At 67.8% G+C, this 16,485-nt stretch carries 12 protein-coding genes, 1 tRNA gene and 1 pseudogene; 5 read left to right on the plus strand and 9 right to left on the minus strand.

The genetic code is table 11. From position 1 onward, the window contains the following. Positions 1 to 9: 9 nt before the first annotated feature. Together ABD830_RS37800 and ABD830_RS54430 are read right to left on the minus strand one after the other, a co-directional pair. A complete protein-coding gene (locus tag ABD830_RS37800) occupies positions 10 to 1,329 on the minus strand; it encodes a glycoside hydrolase family 10 protein (RefSeq protein ID WP_344998386.1) in 1,320 nt (439 codons plus the stop codon). 322 nt (positions 1,330 to 1,651) lie between these two features. Further along, entirely contained in the window at positions 1,652 to 2,134 is a 483-nt protein-coding gene (locus ABD830_RS54430) for a hypothetical protein (RefSeq protein ID WP_378521049.1), read from the minus strand. Here ABD830_RS54430 and ABD830_RS37805 point away from each other — a divergent pair. The 3 genes and pseudogenes from ABD830_RS37805 to ABD830_RS37815 all read left to right on the plus strand — a co-directional run bounded on the left by ABD830_RS37805 (position 2,067) and on the right by ABD830_RS37815 (position 4,692). Further along, positions 2,067 to 2,258, plus strand: a complete 192-nt coding sequence (locus ABD830_RS37805) for a hypothetical protein (RefSeq protein ID WP_344998387.1) — start codon at positions 2,067 to 2,069, stop codon at positions 2,256 to 2,258. The two genes, ABD830_RS54430 and ABD830_RS37805, sit on opposite strands and share 68 nt — an antisense overlap. A 599-nt stretch (positions 2,259 to 2,857) precedes the next feature. Beyond that, positions 2,858 to 3,228: pseudogene (locus tag ABD830_RS37810) on the plus strand (replication initiator); the annotation flags it as partial. Positions 3,229 to 3,963: 735 nt separating this feature from the next. Next, positions 3,964 to 4,692, plus strand: a complete 729-nt coding sequence (locus ABD830_RS37815) for an aminoglycoside phosphotransferase family protein (protein WP_344998389.1) — start codon at positions 3,964 to 3,966, stop codon at positions 4,690 to 4,692. A gap of 258 nt (positions 4,693 to 4,950) precedes the next feature. On the opposite strand, the gene ABD830_RS37820 is transcribed toward ABD830_RS37815, so the two are convergent. Both ABD830_RS37820 and ABD830_RS37825 read right to left on the minus strand, forming a co-directional pair. Next, on the minus strand, positions 4,951 to 6,204 hold the full coding sequence (locus tag ABD830_RS37820; protein WP_344998072.1) for an IS110 family RNA-guided transposase: 1,254 nt from the start codon (positions 6,202 to 6,204) through the stop codon (positions 4,951 to 4,953). 621 nt (positions 6,205 to 6,825) lie between these two features. After that, a tRNA-Tyr gene (locus ABD830_RS37825) sits at positions 6,826 to 6,910 on the minus strand. A gap of 265 nt (positions 6,911 to 7,175) precedes the next feature. Between ABD830_RS37825 and ABD830_RS37830 the strand changes: the two genes are divergently transcribed. Both ABD830_RS37830 and ABD830_RS37835 read left to right on the plus strand, forming a co-directional pair. Beyond that, complete coding sequence (locus ABD830_RS37830; protein ID WP_344998391.1) at positions 7,176 to 7,676, plus strand: YajQ family cyclic di-GMP-binding protein; 501 nt, start codon at positions 7,176 to 7,178, stop codon at positions 7,674 to 7,676. A gap of 274 nt (positions 7,677 to 7,950) precedes the next feature. After that, complete coding sequence (locus ABD830_RS37835; RefSeq protein WP_345002212.1) at positions 7,951 to 8,442, plus strand: NUDIX hydrolase; 492 nt, start codon at positions 7,951 to 7,953, stop codon at positions 8,440 to 8,442. Here ABD830_RS37835 and ABD830_RS37840 read toward each other — a convergent pair. The 5 genes from ABD830_RS37840 to ABD830_RS37860 form a co-directional block, all read right to left on the minus strand. Next, complete coding sequence (locus tag ABD830_RS37840) at positions 8,417 to 9,901, minus strand: hypothetical protein (protein ID WP_344998393.1); 1,485 nt, start codon at positions 9,899 to 9,901, stop codon at positions 8,417 to 8,419. The two genes, ABD830_RS37835 and ABD830_RS37840, sit on opposite strands and share 26 nt — an antisense overlap. Positions 9,902 to 9,906: 5 nt before the next feature. Then, entirely contained in the window at positions 9,907 to 10,758 is an 852-nt protein-coding gene (gene htpX / locus ABD830_RS37845) for a zinc metalloprotease HtpX (RefSeq protein ID WP_344998395.1), read from the minus strand. 172 nt (positions 10,759 to 10,930) lie between these two features. Beyond that, positions 10,931 to 12,628: an NADH-quinone oxidoreductase subunit N gene (locus ABD830_RS37850; RefSeq protein ID WP_344998397.1), complete on the minus strand. Its 1,698-nt coding sequence runs from the start codon at positions 12,626 to 12,628 to the stop codon at positions 10,931 to 10,933. Continuing rightward, complete coding sequence (locus ABD830_RS37855; RefSeq protein WP_345002213.1) at positions 12,625 to 14,367, minus strand: complex I subunit 4 family protein; 1,743 nt, start codon at positions 14,365 to 14,367, stop codon at positions 12,625 to 12,627. The genes ABD830_RS37850 and ABD830_RS37855 overlap by 4 nt, the downstream gene beginning before the upstream one ends. After that, entirely contained in the window at positions 14,367 to 16,295 is a 1,929-nt protein-coding gene (locus tag ABD830_RS37860; protein ID WP_344998399.1) for an NADH-quinone oxidoreductase subunit 5 family protein, read from the minus strand. Before ABD830_RS37860 ends, ABD830_RS37855 begins: the two co-directional genes overlap by 1 nt. Positions 16,296 to 16,485 lie beyond the last annotated feature (190 nt).

A 16,485-nucleotide genomic window follows, 5' to 3' on the forward strand; every position in this document is an offset into this window, starting at 1 on the left:
CAACCGCCGTCAGGGGCTGGTGCAGGTAGCGGTCGGGGTGGCTGCGGTGCCGTTTGCGGTGAACCCGAAGGTCGTGGAGCCGCCGGCGGCGATGGAGCCGTTGTAGTCGGCGTTGCGTACGGTGACGCTGGAGCCGGACACACTCTGCTGGCCGTTCCACAGGCTGCTGATGCTCTGCCCGCCGGGCCAGGTCCACCGCACGGTCCATCCGCTGATCGCCGCGCCGCCTGCCTGGACGGTCACCGTCGACTGGAAGCCGCCCGGCCAGCTGTTGGTCGTCGTGATCGTCGCCGTGCATCCGTCCGGGTTCGGAGTCGGAGTCGGTGTCGGAGTCGGGGTGGGCGTCGGAGTCGGGGTGGGCGTCGGGGTCGGGGTGGGGGTGGGGGTCGGCGGGGCGGCGTTGAGGGCGTTGAGGACCGCGTCGTAGGCGGGCTTCTTGTTGGCGCCGTTGAACAGCAGCGGGCTGGCGCCGGCGCCGAGCCAGGAGTCCTGGTCGCGCACCCCCCACACCGTGATGCCGGCGCAGCGGGGCACCGCCAGGCAGTCGTTCGTCACGGCGGCGTAGGTCTGCGGAGAGCCGCCCTGGATGTCCAGCTCGGTGATCTGCACGTCCACCCCGAGGGCGGCGAAGCTGGAGATGGTGGTGCGGTAGTTGCTGTTGTACGGGCTGTTGCCGTTGAAGTGCGACTGCAGGCCCACGCAGTCGATCGGCACGCCGCGCTGCTTGAAGTCGCGGACCATGTTGTAGACGCCCTGCGTCTTGGCCCAGGTCCAGTTGTCGATGTTGTAGTCGTTGTAGCAGAGCTTGGCGGCGGGGTCGGCGGCGCGCGCGGTGCGGAAGGCCACCTCGATCCAGTCATTGCCGGTGCGCTGCAGGTTGGAGTCGCGCCGCCCGCCTCCGCTGTCGGAGTAGGCCTCGTTGACCACGTCCCAGGCGTAGATCTTGCCCTTGTAGTGGGCCATGACACCGTTGATGTGGTCGATCATCGCCTGGCGCAGGCTGCTGCCCGACAGCGACTGCATCCAGCCGGGCTGCTGAGAGTGCCAGGCCAGCGTGTGCCCGCGCACCCGCTTGCCGTTCTGCACGGCCCAGTTGTAGACGCGGTCGCCGTTGGCGAAGTTGAACTGGCCCCGGTTCGGCTCGGTGGCGTCCATCTTCATCTCGTTCTCGGGCGTCACCATGCTGAACTCGCGGCCGGCGATCGTGGTGTACTGCGAGTCGCCGAGCCGGCCCGCGCTGATGGCGGCGCCGAAGTACCGCCCGCTCTGTGCGGCGGCCGCGCCGAGCGTACTCGCCGCCGCACCAGCCGGCGTGGTCGGTACCGTCACCGCGGTGACCACCCCGAGTACGCCGACGGCAGCGGCGATCAGAACCCGCGGACTCCTGAGAGGCCGCGGCGGAATTATGGCTTTGGAGTCCATGGCTGAGTGCTCCAGACTGAATCACGGAAAAGCGGACACGCGGGGTCGCCCCGCGCAATCGACGCCGCGTCTCGCGATCAGGAAACGCACACCACCTGGGCATCGCCAACGGCGGTCCTCCCCGCGCACCACCACATGGCAGGAGGAAGCCGCCTCGGGGACACAGTTTGGAAAACCATGCCGAAAGTTGTCAAGTTCTAAAGAAAGTTTCAGAGCGACGCTCTCGCCGTCACGGGCGGCGACGCCTGATAACGCCTGATGAGCCGCACGCCCGTCCGCTGCCCCTCCGTGGGCGCGAGGTGCCGTCCTTGACGTCGCCTCTACGTCTCGTATTGGCTCGACCTGCCACCACAGCCATCCGACAGAGAAGGAACCGCGACAGGAAAGAAAGACATGTGAGCGCTAACAGCCGACCTGGGGCCACCACCCGGCGGCCAGGGTGCAGGGCGGTCCGGCGGGCAGACACCACGTCCCTGGAGCCGCCCTCTCGGAGAGTCACCGATGAGGAGGTTTCACGGCGGCAAAGACGAACTCCCGGACAGCGGCGACGCATCCTGCAGCAACGCCAAAGGGCTCCAACCACCCGACGGCCGGCGGCACCCCTCCTGCTCGGCGTGCTGCGAACACCACACCGATGACAGTCGGTGAAGATCAGGCTGGTGATCGCCGCTCGGCCGTCAGCGCCGAAGGCCTGGACTGACGAGAAGTCCACGAAGACACGGAGCGTGACGCGGCTGTCGACGGGCCTCAATCGGTACGGCGGGGCGGCCTTTGAAGTACTGCGTGAAATCGCTCAGGCCCGATGCCGTGCGGTCGACGAACAGCCGGCGGCATGAGCAGTGCCGCCCCGCCCGAGGAGGGCGCCTTGGTCCGTGGTCAGCGTTGCCAGCCGTCGTAGCTTCTGTTCTGGTGCAGATACCTGGCGTGAACGAGACTGGCCGTCTGCTTCTTAGCCTCGCCTATGGGCTGATCGCCCTGTACCGCCTCGTCAACCGTACGCCCGCTGCCTCTGTGCTCACACCCTCGGCCGAAACCGCCAACCCGTAGCGGGACGGTCATTCTGCTTCCCTTGTCCCCGTCGCCGCCAGATCGGCAACAGCCTCAGCAGCTTGGGTGCTCAAGGCACAGGGACCAGGGCAGAGGGAAGGGCTAGCGGGATGTCGGCGCATGCCCTCACATCCGGCCGACGAGGGCGACGAGGGCGACGACCAAGGCGGCCAAACCGGTCTGGACGGCGGAAAGCACAGCGCCCTTGGCGCCGCCCCCGATCACGCTGCCAGAGCCCGCAGGCGGCTCGGCTGGGATTCCACGGACCAGGGACGCTCCCGACAGGCCCGGTGCCAGACCCTCCGGCGCGCTCTCCGGACGTACGCTTTCCTCACGGAGGACTGGCGCCCAACCGCGCCACTGGACGTGACAAAAGCTCTCCGCTGGCTCCAAGCTTGTGGACCGCTTCGTGCAGAACCTGCGCCGAGTCGCGGGCTATGACGTGCAACACTTCGCGTCCGTCGAACCTCAGAAGCGGCTAGCTCCACACCTGCACATGGCCATCCGTGGACCCTCCCGCGGGCGGAGATCAAGCAGCTAGCAGCGGCCACCTATCACCAGGTGTGGTGGCCCACTGCTGACCAAGTGCGCTCCGACGGGGACCACCTGCCCATCTGGGATGAGGAGGCCGGCTACCTCGACCCCGGCACGGGCGAGGTCCTGCCCATCTGGGACGAGGTCCTCGATGCCCTGGACGAGGACGCTGAGCCCCTCCATGTGCTCCGCTTCGGCGAGCAGGTGGACATGCAAGGCGTTCTGTACCGGCTCCGGAGGTGGCACCCCGTGCCGGCCACGGGGTGGATGTCCTGCTGCGCGTCTACGCCAAGTGCATCGACGGCCAGGAGGAGATCGTCAACCAGCGAATAGCAAACGTACTGACCGCATGAGATCGCAAACGGCATCACTCGAAGGGCTCCGGCTTCCCCGGGGCCTTTCGACGTTACAGGGCCCCATCATCCCGTGCATATCCCGGATCATGGGCGTCCACCTGGGGAAACGCCTCATGATCCATCCCGCGCATATCCCGCGACCAGCGACAAACGGCCGCTCACGGCGGCATCCGGCTGCACACCCTTGAAACGCAGAAGAGGCCCCGTAGGGCCTCTGAGCTGCGCTTACTGCGTGTGGCAGGTGCAAGGTTCGAACTTGCGTAGGCTGAGCCGACGGTTTTACAGGGCGTCGCCCATTTCAGTTTCCTACTGCGCCTGACCTGCGGTGCAGCCGTATGGCGGATGGCTGGTCTCAGAGATCATTCCGCGCATGCTCCGGATCATGGAAGATGCGAGTCCCGCCCGGCTGGTCCATGTCTCAGCTTGGAAGCAGACCGCAACCACGTCGCTCGGTGAGCCGTGCTGAGGAACGAAGCACGGATCGTCGATCGCCCCCAGCAATCTACGACGGCCAACCACGCCGTGGCGATCGTAAGGGCGGTATCTGTACGGCAGCGTGACAGCGGCGAGGCCCGTCCGGCGCGCCGAAGCAGCATCTCCCATCATGGTTATTGTGGACGAAGAGCGCCTAGCCGGCGGAAACAATGCGTTGGAGGTCGTGCGAGTTGGCAACACGGTGCGCCGCGCTCGCGATGGGGGTGCTGCATTCGCCTCCCGGGTGCTGACCTACCTGGAGTCCGTCGGCTACCCGCATGCGCCGCATTACCTCGGGATTGACGAACACGGCAGGGACATACTGAGTTTCATCCCGGGCAACACCACCGACCATCCCACGCAGCGAGCAGCCGGCGCATATGCCCTCGGGGGCCGGATGCTCCGTGACCTGCACGAGGCAACCGCGGGACACACCCTGGCAGCCGCCGCCGAGTGCGTCATCCATGGCGATCCCGGCCCGTTCAACACCATCTTTCAAAAGGGCCTGCCCGTGGCTTTCATCGACTGGTCGTCGTGTCGCCCCGGCGACCGGCTCGACGATCTGGGATACATGGCGTGGACCTGGTGCATCCAATCCCAAGGCCGAGTGCCAATCATTCAACAGGCCGAGCATCTCCGTGAGCTACGCGACGGTTACGGCGACGTCGACCCCGAACATCTCCTGGATGCGATAGTGCGTCGACAGACCAACATCGCTGGCGCAGAGGCAGTGAACCTCAGCAATCCCAAGCTCACCCCTACCCGTCGCCGCCACGCCCAAGCCGCTATCGCCTGGGCCACAGCTGACCGCGACCTTGTCTTCCAGTACAAGGCGCTCCTGCTATCTGCACTGGAGTGAAGCGCCGGCCATAAAGAGATGCGACACCTCTGCTTCGTCTTCCAACCGATGGACGAGTGTCCGTCATGCCGACGATCGATCGCACCTTCTTCGAGGAGTGTCGGCGCGTCGCGGCGATCGTTAGGGCTGCATCTGTGCGGCGGCGTGGCAACCCCGGTCGGCGCGTTCGGTTGGTACGGCGGGGCCCACGTGCGGTGCCCGGCCCGGTGTCCCGCCGCCGTCCGGGACCGGCCCCCAGACATCCCATGCGCTTAGATGTCAAGCCGCGATCTTGGATGTCTTTTCCGATCTCTGCCGGGGCTCGCCTTCCGTGCGATGCGACCAGGCGGTTGCTTCGTCGTATTTGGTGCGTGTTTTCAGGCATCCGTGGAGGATCCCCACGAGCCGGTTGGCGAGTTGGCGCAGAGCTGCGTGATGACCTACGTCGCGTGTTCGCAGCTCGTCATAGTAGGCGCGGGCACCTGGTGAGGCGCTCAGCGCGGCGAATGCCTGAGCCCCCAGGGCATCGATGAGCCTGTCGTTGTGCACGAATCGTGCCAGCACGACCTTCTTCTTGCCGGAGGCCCTGGTGATCGGGCTGGTCCCGGCATAGTTCCTGCGGGATTTGGCGTTGTCGTACCGGTCGGGGTCGTCGCCGAACTCACCCAACACCCGGGCACCGAGTAGGTGTCCCAGCCCAGGTTGGCTGAGGTAGATCTCAGCGTCCGGGTGCCGGCCAAAATGTGCCTCGACCTGGTCTTCCATGGTCTTGATCTGCTCGTTCAAGGTAGCCAGGATCGCTGCTTGGGCGCGCACCGAGGCGGCGTATGCGGCAGTGACGACCTCAGGCTGGCTCAGATGGCGAGCCTGCAGAGCCACCTGTATCGCCGCTGCCTTGTCGGCCACGTTACGCCGCCGGGCTCGCCTGAGTGCCGCGCTGATCTGCTCAAAGGTCAGTTCGGCCGCCGAAGCCGGATCTGGTGCCGTAACCAGCAGTTCCAGGGTGTCTGCCCTGGACAGATCATCGAAGGCGGCCAGAGCTGCGGGAAAGTACTCTCGCAGTGCATGGCGTAGCCGCTGCACGTGGCGGGTGCGCTCCCAGACCAGCGTCTTATGCGCCCGGGCCACCACCTTGATCGCCTCCCCCTGAGGAGTATCACCGGCGATCACGCGATGCTGGTGCCGATCGGTTCGCACCATGTCGGCCAGTGTGCGCGCGTCCGCGGCATCACTCTTGGCCCCCGATACGCTGTGCCGCTCGCGGTAACGTGCCACCGACAACGGATTCACCGCATACACCCGGTAGCCCGCCGCGATCAACGCCTGCACCCACGGACCTCGATCGGTTTCAATGCCGATCACCACCTGATCCGCCTCTACGCCCTCAGCCACATGCCGGCCGATCAACTCATGCAGTTTCGCGATCCCGGCAACGCCTTCCTCCAACCGCGCCTTGCCCAGCCGTCGCCCCGTCTCGTCTTGCAACTCGACATCATGGTGCTCCTCAGCCCAGTCATCCCCGACGAACAGCACCTCAGTTCCTCCTACCCATGGACGGCAACCTGGTTCAGCAGCTCGCGGGAGGACTGTCCCAACCTAATGATCTAGTGCTCAAGACCGACTGCCTGGCACGACATCCCATCAGCGATCAACCCTCCCGACCACCGACAGGGGCACGATCTGGGGGTAGAACTCCCGAAAGGTCCCGGCCGCACGAGTGCTCACCTGCCGACGGCTACTGTCACCGAGTCTGCCCCAGCTCGAAGCCGACCCGGTAGCTCTCATTAGGCCGCACGCCCGGACGGCGGGCGGGCGGAGGGCCGGGGGTACGGCGGCGCGCCGCGCCGCCGCTTGACGGCCAACAGGAGATCGCCAACAAGCGGATTGAGGACGCCCTCCCCGCGTGATCACCCAGCACCACCCAGAAGGGTCCCGGAACGCCACCGGGGCCCTTCGCCGTTCCCAATACGTTCCCACGCCCGGCGCAATCCGCGAATCCTCCGGATCATGGCCTCCGACCAGGGGAAACGCTCCAAGATCCATTCCGGACATATTCCGGGACCTGCGACAACAGGCCGCTCACGGCGGCGTCTGGCTGCATGACCCCTGAAACGCAGAAGAGGCCCCGAAGGGCCTCTGAGCTGCACTTACTGCTGGTGGCAGGTGCAAGGTTCGAACTTGCGTAGGCTGAGCCGACGGTTTTACAGACCGCTCCCTTTGGCCACTCGGGCAACCTGCCTTGTCATCCGCTCTCGCGGCGACACACAGAAGAATAGCGGACTTCAGAGGTGCACGTGACACCAGTTTGTCCCCAGCCGGATGCCCGGTACGTGTTGTGCCGAAACGGTGCGGGTGCGGGAGGGGGCAAAGGTGGATGGTCCGCCGCACAAGGGGGCGGCGTCCTGCGCGGCGGGCCGATGCTGGCTAGGCTCGTGCGCTGGGTCCTTCGCGTTTCGCGTACGGCGGCGAAGCAGGATCCGGGTAGTGCTTTCGCAGCTGAGAGGATGGGTGTTTTGGCCGATTCATCTTTCGACATCGTCAGCAAGATCGACCGCCAAGAGGTCGACAACGCCCTGAACCAGACGGTGAAGGAGATCGGGCACCGCTTCGACTTCAAGGGGACCGGGGCCGCGATCAGTTGGTCTGGGCAGGACAACATCGAGATCAAGGCGAACAGTGAGGAGCGGGCGGGTGCCGCGCTCGACGTGTTCAAGGAGAAGGTGGTCAAGAGGGGTCTGTCGCTGAAGATCCTGGACGCGGGCGAGCCCAAGCTGTCGGGCAAGGAATACCGCATGATGGTCAGCCTGAAGGAGGGCATCGACCAGGAGAACGCCAAGAAGATCTCCAAGCTGATCCGCGACGAAGGGCCGAAGGGGATCAAGGCGCAGATTCAGGGCGAGGAGCTTCGGGTCAGCTCAAAGAAGAAGGACGATCTCCAAGAGGTCATTTCGCTGCTGAAGGGCAAGGATCTGGACATCGCCCTCCAGTTTGTGAACTACCGCTGATCGGCATGGAGCCGGAGTCGGGCGCGGGGCACGTCCGGGGTGCATGGTTGGGTGCGTTGTCCGCGATTTTTACGCGGGCGACGTTGTTCTCCGGTGCCTCGGCGTGCCGCCTCTCGGCCATAGGCCCGTCCCGCCTCTCGGCCATAGGCCCGTTCCGCCTCTCGGCCGTAGGTCCGTCCGAGTCTCGGCTGTAGGCCGTCTCGTCTGGCCGCTGTAAGGCGTGCCGGGTCTCGGCCGTAGGCTCGCGACCGTCTCGACCGTAAGCTCGGTAATCGTGACGAAGATCCCCCTGCGTCGCTTTACGGCGCGTGCCCTGCCTATTGACGGCCAAGATCGAGTTCTCTTGCTTCATGGCTTTGATCCGGAGAAGCCGGATCAGCCGTTCTGGTTCACGATCGGTGGGGCCGCGGAGGACGGCGAGACGCTGCAGGAGGCGGCGGCGCGTGAGCTGTTCGAGGAGGTCGGGATCCGGGCGAACGCGGACGAGTTCAGCGGCCCGTACGGCAGCAGCGTGATCGAGTTCTGCTGGGCCCAGTACGCCATCACGCAGGATCAGACGTTCTTCGCGATCCGCGTGGGTGACGACGCGGTCGTGTCGTTCGACCACATGGAGCAGATCGAGAAGGACACGACGACGGCCTACCGGTGGTGGAGTGCGGAGGAGCTCGAGAGCACCGGCGAGGTCTTCTTTCCCGAAGATCTTGTGGCCATCATGCGTAAGGTCACCGCCGCCTCCCCGGTCACTGAGGGCGGAGGATCCGTGTAGCGCCTGCTATGAGGGCCGTTGCCAGGATCCAGCCTGAAACGACCAGTCCGTACGCGAGCCACTGCGTCCACCCACCCGGGTCGAACAGCTCTCGTTGGCCGAATGCCGGGATCGGGAGCAGAAGGTCAAAGGTGTAGGCGAAGGCGTTGAAATCGGGGCTCTCGGAGGGTTTGAGCGCCTTGGGAGGGTTGAGGCTGAAGACGATGGTTCCGAGTGTCAGCAGCAGCGTGAACCACATGCCCGCGAGCCAGGGACGGTAGCCGTACCCCACCGCTACGTCGAGCAGCGCGCCCCATACCCGGACCCTGAGGCCCTGCGTCTGCCGCCTGGCGCGGAGCTTGGCGAGTTGGGCGCGGCGGGCGAGCGCGTCGTTGCCGTCGCCGAGGTACCAGGAGGCCAGTTGCTCGTACGGCTGCGGCCTGAACCCCTCCGGATCGCGGCTTACCCAGTCGATTCGTCGGGCCACGCCCGAACCGCGCAGACGCTGATAGGTCAGGCCGTTGAGGCGTAGCTTCTCGGGCCAGGTGGCTGGGTCGTCGTGCAGCGTGCCGAGCGTGGTGTGTGCGAGGGTGACCACGCCTTCGATGGGCTCTGCGGGCTTGAGGTAGAGCTCGCGAACTTCCATGTGACTCGCGTGGAGGGCGTAGCGGGTGTCCGGACTGCGTATGGTTCCGCTGAGCGAGAGCGTGCCGTTGATTCGGGCGCCGCGTAACCGTACGCAGCCTGATGCCTCGAATCCGTCGGTGCAGCGCATGACGTCCTCGACCACCATGCTGTCGGCGGCGAGTGCCTCCTTGCCGGGATTGCGGAGAGTCGCGCCTTGCAGGAAGAGTCCGCCGTTGAGGCGGGCGCCGACCAGGCCGATTCCTCCGGTGAAGTCGGCGTTGCGGAGGTAGGTGCCGGAGTCCACGACGGCGGCGTTCGCGTAGAGCGCCCAGCCTTCGTCGTCGTCGGCCACCACTTTGGTGCCACCGAGCCAGAGGCCGCTCTCGAACTGGGCCCGGTTCAGGCGGACGGTGCCGGTGATGTTCGAGCCGGACAGGCTGAGGTGCCCGGCCACCCGCATGCCGCCGGCGCTGAGCCCTGGGAGATGGCAGTCGGTCAGGCGTACGGTGCGGGTGGTGGAGTCGGTGAAACGGATGGGTTCGTCCAGATGGCAGCCGCTCAGGATGAGTTGGTGCGGGATCGTGCCGCCGACGATCGCGAGCTGGCCGATGATCCTCGCGCCGCGTAAGCGAACCGCCGGGACGGAGCCGGTGCCCGCGTCGTGGGCGCCGAGCAGCAGCTGGGCGATCACCTCGGCCCTGATCGAACGTTCGCGGCCCCAGGTGTGACCGTCCGTGGGCGCGTTCGTTCCGGCCGCGCGGCTGGTTCCGATCGTGAACAGGCCCAGATCGACGGTTTCGCCGGTGGGGAACGCGTTCCAGAGCCTCCGCTCCGCCTTCGTCAGTCGGCGCATGTCGGTCAGCGGCGGTAGCCGGCCATGCGCTCGAGGCGGGCGACCCGCTCGGACGTGGGCGGGTGTGTGGAGAACAGGCGGCCGAACCCGGAGCCGCTGAACGGGTTCGCGATCATCATGTGGGAGGCCGAGGTCAGGCGGCTGTTCTCGGGGAGCGGAAGCCTGCGGGCGCCCATCTCGATCTTGCGGAGCGCCGAGGCGAGAGCGAGTGGGTCACCTGTGAGCCTGGCGCCCGATTCGTCGGCCTGGAACTCCCTCGTACGGGAGATCGCCATCTGCACCATCCCGGCCGCCACCGGTCCGAGCACCATCATCAGCAGCGCACCCAGGAAGCCCGGCCCTTCGTCGTCGTCCGAGCCGCCGAAGAACACGGCCACGTAGCTGAGCCAGGTGATCATCGTGGCCAGGGCTCCGGCCACGGAGGAGACGAGGATGTCCCGGTTGTACACGTGCGACAGCTCGTGCCCGATCACGCCGCGCAGCTCCGCCTCGTCGAGCAGCCGAGTCAGACCGTACGTCACGCACACCGCGGCCTGGCGAGGGCTTCTGCCTGTCGCGAAGGCGTTCGGCTGCACCGTCGGGGAGATGTACAGGCGCGGCATCGGCTGGCGAGCCTGGGTGGAGAGCTCTCGGACGATCCGGTAGAGCGTGGGCTGCTCGACCTCGCTGACCGGTCTGGCACGCATGGCCGACAGGGCGATGCGGTCGGAGAAGAAATAGGCGAAGCCGTTGCCCACCAACGCGAGCACGAACGCGATCCGCACACCGGTGCCGCCGCCCAACCACGCGCCTGCCGCGACAATCAGCGCCGACAGGCCGCCGAGCAGAACGGCGGTGCGCAGACCGTTGTGGTGCAAGACTCCCCCCTTCGTGGTCTGGGTTCACCTGGTCCAACGACGATGACCCGGTCCATCGTTCCCCAACCGTCCCTCGTTCGTATCGCGCTGTGCTCGGCTGAGGGCACAGCGCGACCCGCCGGGCTCGACTTGTCTCGTACGGGTACGGCCTCTCCGTACGTGGAGGTCCTTCTCAGCCGAAGGCTGAGAAGGAGGTCATGTTCAGGACCAGTTGCGGGGCGATCGAGAACAGGACGGCCGCCACCAGGGCAAGGCCGATGGCCAGCCATGTCGCCGGGGGCGGGCGGTGCCGGTTGTGTGCTGTTCCGCCCGCAGGGGTGACGAGCCGGGCCGCCCAGACGGCGTAGTAGTACAGGCCGATCACGGTGTTGACGGCCATGATCAGCGCCAGCCAGCCAGAGCCGCCTTCGACGATCTCGCGGAAGACGAACACCTTGGCGAAGAGCCCGGCCAGGCCCGGCGGGAGGCCTGCGAGGCAGACCAGACAGAACGCCAGCGCCAGCCCTGCGGCCGGACTCCGGAAAGCCAGGCCGCGGTAGTCGTCGAGCTCGTTGCGGGTGGCGGTCCTGGAGACGAGCATGACCACCGCGAACGCGCCGAGGTTCATGGCGGCGTAGATGACCAGGTATGCCATGGAGGCGCCGATCGCCCCCATGGCCACGGTGTCTGGGGGTACGGCCGAATCCATCGCGGTAGTGAGAGCCGGGGCGTGGAGCGAGCCGGTGGGGGGTCCGGTGGCGGCGGCCGAAGCGTGGAGTGCGGCGGTGGCGGCAGTCGGGGCGTGGAGTGCGGCGGTTGCCGGGGTGCCTTGTGCCGTGGCCGCTGCCGCCGTTGCGAGGGGCGCCAGGATGTAGCCGGACTGCGCGACGGAGGACCAGGCCAGCAGGCGTACGGCGGAGCGTTGTCGCATGGCGAGCAGGTTGCCCGCGGTCATGGTCAGCGCGGCGATGATCCCCACGATGGGCGCCCAGGTGGCGGCCTGCCCGGACAGTCCGGTGACCAGTACGAGGATCAGCCCGGCGAATCCGGCCGCCTTGGAGATCACCGAGAGCAGCGCGGCCACGGGGACGGGAGCGCCCTGGTAGACGTCGGCCGCCCAGGAGTGGAACGGCACCGCGGCGATCTTGAAAGCGAACCCCGCCACCACGAGAACGACGCCGACCGTGCCGACGGCAGGCAGGTCCTGGCCGGCCGCCAGCGCCGTACCCGCTGCGATGCCGGGCGCCGGAGCCTGGCCGCTGAACACGGCCGCCAGGCGGGACAGGTAGACCGTGCCCGCGATGCCGTACAGGAGCGACACGCCGAACAGCATGACGGCCGTCGACACGACCGACACGACGAAGAGCTTCACGGCGGCCTCGGAGGAGCGGCCGTCGTACCGCTTCATCGCGGTGAGGGCGAAGACCGGCAGCGAGACGAGCTCGAGCGCCACCACGAGCATGATCAGATCACGGGACGCGGGCAGCGTCACCGCGCCTACGAGGGTGCAGAGGAGAAGGAAGTACCACTCCCCGACCGGGATGCCGCCGGCCGCCAGCTCGGTCATCGACATCAGTACGATCACCACGGCCGCGACCAGCACCATGCCCGCGAACACCAGCGTGAACCGGTCCGCCACGAAGGAGCACAGCCCGGCGTCCACGGCGAGGCCGGACGGGACGCAGAAGGTCGACTGCGGCGGCCCGCCCCTGACCGCCTGGGTGACGACGAGGCCCAGGGCGACCAGCACGCCGGCCAGCGTGACCAGGCCCAGCACGGTCTTCGTGCGGGGGCGAGCCGGGAGGAACGCGTCCAGCAACAGCACCAGCCCGGCCACCAGGGCGAGCGCCATCGGAGGCGCGATCACGAAAAAGTCGATCTGCTGGATCATGAGGCGGCTCCCAGCAGGGTCTGGACGGCCGGCGTGGTGAGCGACAGGAGCAGTCCGGGCCAGAGCCCGAAGAGCAGGATCAGGACCACCAGCGGCGTCCATGCCAGCAGCTCGTAGCTTCTGATGTCATCCACCATCCGCCGCGCGCCGGTCGGCGGTTCTGTGCTGGTTGGTTCGTCGGAGGGCAGGGGCGCCGGGCTTAGCTTCAAGGTGGCCGTCGCCGAGCGTTTCTCCGGCGCGCCGAGCGGTACGACGGGGCGTTCATCGGGAGTGACGCCCTCCCACGGCTCCTCCCACAGCCCCTCTTCCGGCTCCTCTTCCGGCAGGGCGTCCGCGTCTCCGCCGGATGTCCGCGCATCGGCGGGCGCCCCGGTGGCTTCCTGGGGGCGGCCGTGGGTGACGCGGGACAGCATGACGACGAAGTACGCGGCCGTCAGGACCGCCCCCAGTCCCCCGATCACCATGTACGTCAGGAACAGCGCGCGCGGCAGCCCGTTCGCCGGCTGGAACGCCCCGAACAGGGCCAGCATCTCGCCCCAGAACCCGGCCAGTCCCGGCAGCCCCAGCGAGGCGATCGACGCGAACGTGAGCACCGACCCGAGCCGGGGCAGTGTCGCCAGCATGCCGCCGCCCAGCGAGGGCATGTCGGCGGTGTGGTACCGGTCCTTGATCGCCCCGGCCAGGAAGAAGAGCAGACCGGTGATCAGGCCGTGGGCGACGTTGGCGAAGAGGGCGCCGTTGATGCCCACGGGGGTCAGCGTGGCGAACCCGAGCAGGACGAAGCCCATGTGACCTACCGACGAGTAGGCGATCATGCGTTTGAGGTCGCGCTGCGCGAGGCAGGCGAGGGCGCCGTACACGATGCCGACCACGGCGAACGCCCCGAGCCACGGCGCCACCACCATCGCCCCCTCGGGGAGGATGGGGATGGCGATCCTGGCGAAACCGTACGTGCCCATCTTCAGCAGCACGCCGGCGAGCAGCACCGAGCCCGTGGTGGGAGCCTCGGTGTGGGCGTCGGGCAGCCACGTGTGCAGCGGCCACATGGGCGTTTTCACCGCCAGGCCGATGCCGATCGCCACGAACGCCAGGATCTGCACGGATCGGGGCATGCCGGCGCCGTGGGCCGCACTCAGCGCCTCGATGTCGAGTGTGCCGGTCCTGGTCCATACGAGCAGCAGGCCGAGGAGCATCACGACCGAGCCGAGCAGCGTGTACAGGATGAACTTGATCGACGCCGCCCTGCGCCCCTCGCCGCCCCAGATGCCGATCAGGAAGTACATCGGGACGAGGACGATCTCGAAGAACACGAAGAAGAGCAGCAGGTCGAGGGCGAGGAACGTACCGATCATGCCTACTTCGAGCACGAGCAGCGTGAACACCAGCGCCCTCGGCCTCGCCCCCACGAACCCCTGCCGCGCGCCGCCCCAGCACAGGTAGACGAAGCACAGGAACGTCAGCAGGGCGGTCAGCACGATCAGCGGCAGCGAGATCCCGTCGACGCCGAGGTGGAAGCGCAGGTCCAGACCTGGGATCCACGGCAGGTCCACCTGGGACTGGAGCCGCGCGCCCCGACCGTGGTCGAACGTCGCCGCCAGCAGAACGGCGAGCGCCAGAGTGATGCCCGACAGGGCCAGCCCGTACGTGTGCAGCAGCGGGCGGAGCGTGTGCGGCACGAGGAGAAGTACGAGCGCGCCGAGCAGCGGCACGGCCAGCAGCGCGACGGGAAGCCAGCCCATCATGTGAACACCACCGCCCCCACCGCGATCAGCAGGACACCGGCCAGCACGCCGCTCACGTAGAGCTGGACGTTGCCGTTCTGGGCAAGTCGCAGCACGCCGGACAATCCGCGCGCCGACCTGCCGGACCCGCGCACCGCCCCGTCCACGACCACGTCGTCCGTTCTGACCACGAGCCTGGACAGCGCCAGGATCGGGCGTACGAACAGCGTGGCGTAGAGGCCGTCCACGTAGAACGCCCGCTCGCACGGCACCCGCAGCGGCCCCAGCAGGCGGGCAGGGTCGGCGATGGGATCGGCGCGCCAGAACGCGTACACGATCCCGGCGCCGAGCACGGCCAGCACGACGCTGACGGCCGCCACGCCGAGGTCCAGGTGCAACTCGCCGGCGAAGCCCAGCAGCAGGGCCGGGACGGCGAGGACGATGACGGGCACGAGCATCGTGCGGGGGGCCTCGGTGACGTCCACGACGTGGGCCGTCCCGGGCTCCGGCTCCGGGAGCGCCACGACCCGAGCCTCGCCGAAGAACGTGCGCAGCCAGGCCCTGGCGGCGTACGCGCCGGTTACGGCCACGGTCGCGAGCGCGCACCCGTACAGGAGAAGGGCGGCCGCGTCCGTCAGGCTTCCGTGGGACAGGGCGCCGTCCATGGCCAGCAGGATGCCGTCCTTGCTGAAGAAGCCGCTGGCCGGAGGGATGCCCATCAACGCGGCGAAACCTATCGTCATCGTCACGAATGTCACCGGAAGTTCGCGGCGCAGGCCACCCATCTGGGTCATCAGGTTGGAGCCCACGTGGTGGATCACCGCGCCCGCGCAGAGGAACAGCAGAGCCTTGAACGCCCCGTGAGTCAGCAGGTGGAAGATGGCCGCCCTGTCGGAACCCGCGGCCAACCCGCCCGCCATGTACGCGAGCTGGCTGATCGTGGAGTAGGCGAGCACGCGTTTCAGGTCGTCCTGGGCCAGCGCGGCAAGGGCGGCGCCCAGCATGCCGAGCGCCGCGACGACGGCGAGCACGTCGAGCGTCGGCCGGGCGGCGAGGAACGCCGGGAACAGCCTGGCCACGATGAAGATCCCGGCGGCGACCATGGTGGCGGCATGGATCAAGGCGCTGATCGGCGTCGGGCCCGCCATGGCGTCGGGGAGCCAGGTGTGCAGCGGGACCTGCGCGCTCTTGCCCGCCACCCCGGCCAGGAGGAGTATCGTGGCCGTCACCAGCGTGGCCGTGGACATCTCCGGCACCTTCGCCAGCACGTCGCCGATGCGGAAGCTGCCCGCTGCCAGGCCGAGCACGAAGATGCCGAAGAGGAAGCCGACGTCGCCCAGGCGGGTGACGAGGAACGCCTTGACCGCCGCCCGCGAATTGCTCCGGTCTTCCCACCAGTGGCCGATGAGGAGGTAGGAGCAGAGGCCCATGATCTCCCAGCCCACGTAGAGGACCAGGAGGTCGCCGGCGTAGACGACCAGGAGCATGGCGCTGGTGAACAGGCTGATGAACGCGCTGTAAGAGGGGTAGCGCGGGTCGTCCCTGAGGTAGCCGACCGAGTAGACCTGTACGGCCAGAGCGACGACGGTCACCAGGACGCCGAGGATGCTCGACAGGTTGTCGGCCTGGATGGTGAGCGTGATCGGGATGCCGCCGGTGACGATCGTGCCGTACGTCCGGCCTGTGGGTGGGGACGTGGTGACGCCGTGGAGGAAGGCGAAGCCGGGGCCCCAGGCGAGCCAGGCGGCCAGGACCGCCGAGACGGCCGTCGGGAGGACGGCGATCCAGGCCGCCCTGGTGTTGGCCCGCTCGCCCACCGCCGCCCTGGCCGCCTCGACTTCGCGGGTGGGGCCGTCGGGGCGCCGGTGCGGCCAGCGGGAGAGCAGCAGGCCCGCGGCTGCGGCCAGGAACGGCAGGAGGACGGCGATGAGCGGGAACGTCGTCATGGCCTGCCACCTCGCTTGATGGGGTGCTCGCTGCCGCGACTGCCCTCGCTCTCCGCCCGCTCTGATGCGTTGCCGTCCTCGTCGGTGGTGCGCGGACGGTGCTCCACCGGTTCGTCCGCGTCGGTGAGCGCTCCGGCTTGCTCCGGCGTACGTTCTGGGGCTCCGGCGTGGCTGCGTACCGGTGTCGTCG

This window comes from Nonomuraea helvata (assembly GCF_039535785.1).
In the GTDB taxonomy this organism is placed as follows: domain Bacteria; phylum Actinomycetota; class Actinomycetes; order Streptosporangiales; family Streptosporangiaceae; genus Nonomuraea; species Nonomuraea helvata.

Bases quoted from the DNA above. Each gene is read 5' to 3' on its own strand.
- ABD830_RS37840 (WP_344998393.1), bottom strand. From the start codon at position 9,901: ATGCGCCGACTGACGAAGGCGGAGCGGAGGCTCTGGAACGCGTTCCCC.
- ABD830_RS37860 (WP_344998399.1), bottom strand. From the start codon at position 16,295: ATGACGACGTTCCCGCTCATCGCCGTCCTCCTGCCGTTCCTGGCCGCA.
- ABD830_RS37815 (WP_344998389.1), top strand. From the start codon at position 3,964: ATGGTTATTGTGGACGAAGAGCGCCTAGCCGGCGGAAACAATGCGTTG.
- ABD830_RS37850 (WP_344998397.1), bottom strand. From the start codon at position 12,628: ATGATCCAGCAGATCGACTTTTTCGTGATCGCGCCTCCGATGGCGCTC.
- ABD830_RS37830 (WP_344998391.1), top strand. From the start codon at position 7,176: ATGGGTGTTTTGGCCGATTCATCTTTCGACATCGTCAGCAAGATCGAC.
- ABD830_RS37855 (WP_345002213.1), bottom strand. From the start codon at position 14,367: ATGGGCTGGCTTCCCGTCGCGCTGCTGGCCGTGCCGCTGCTCGGCGCG.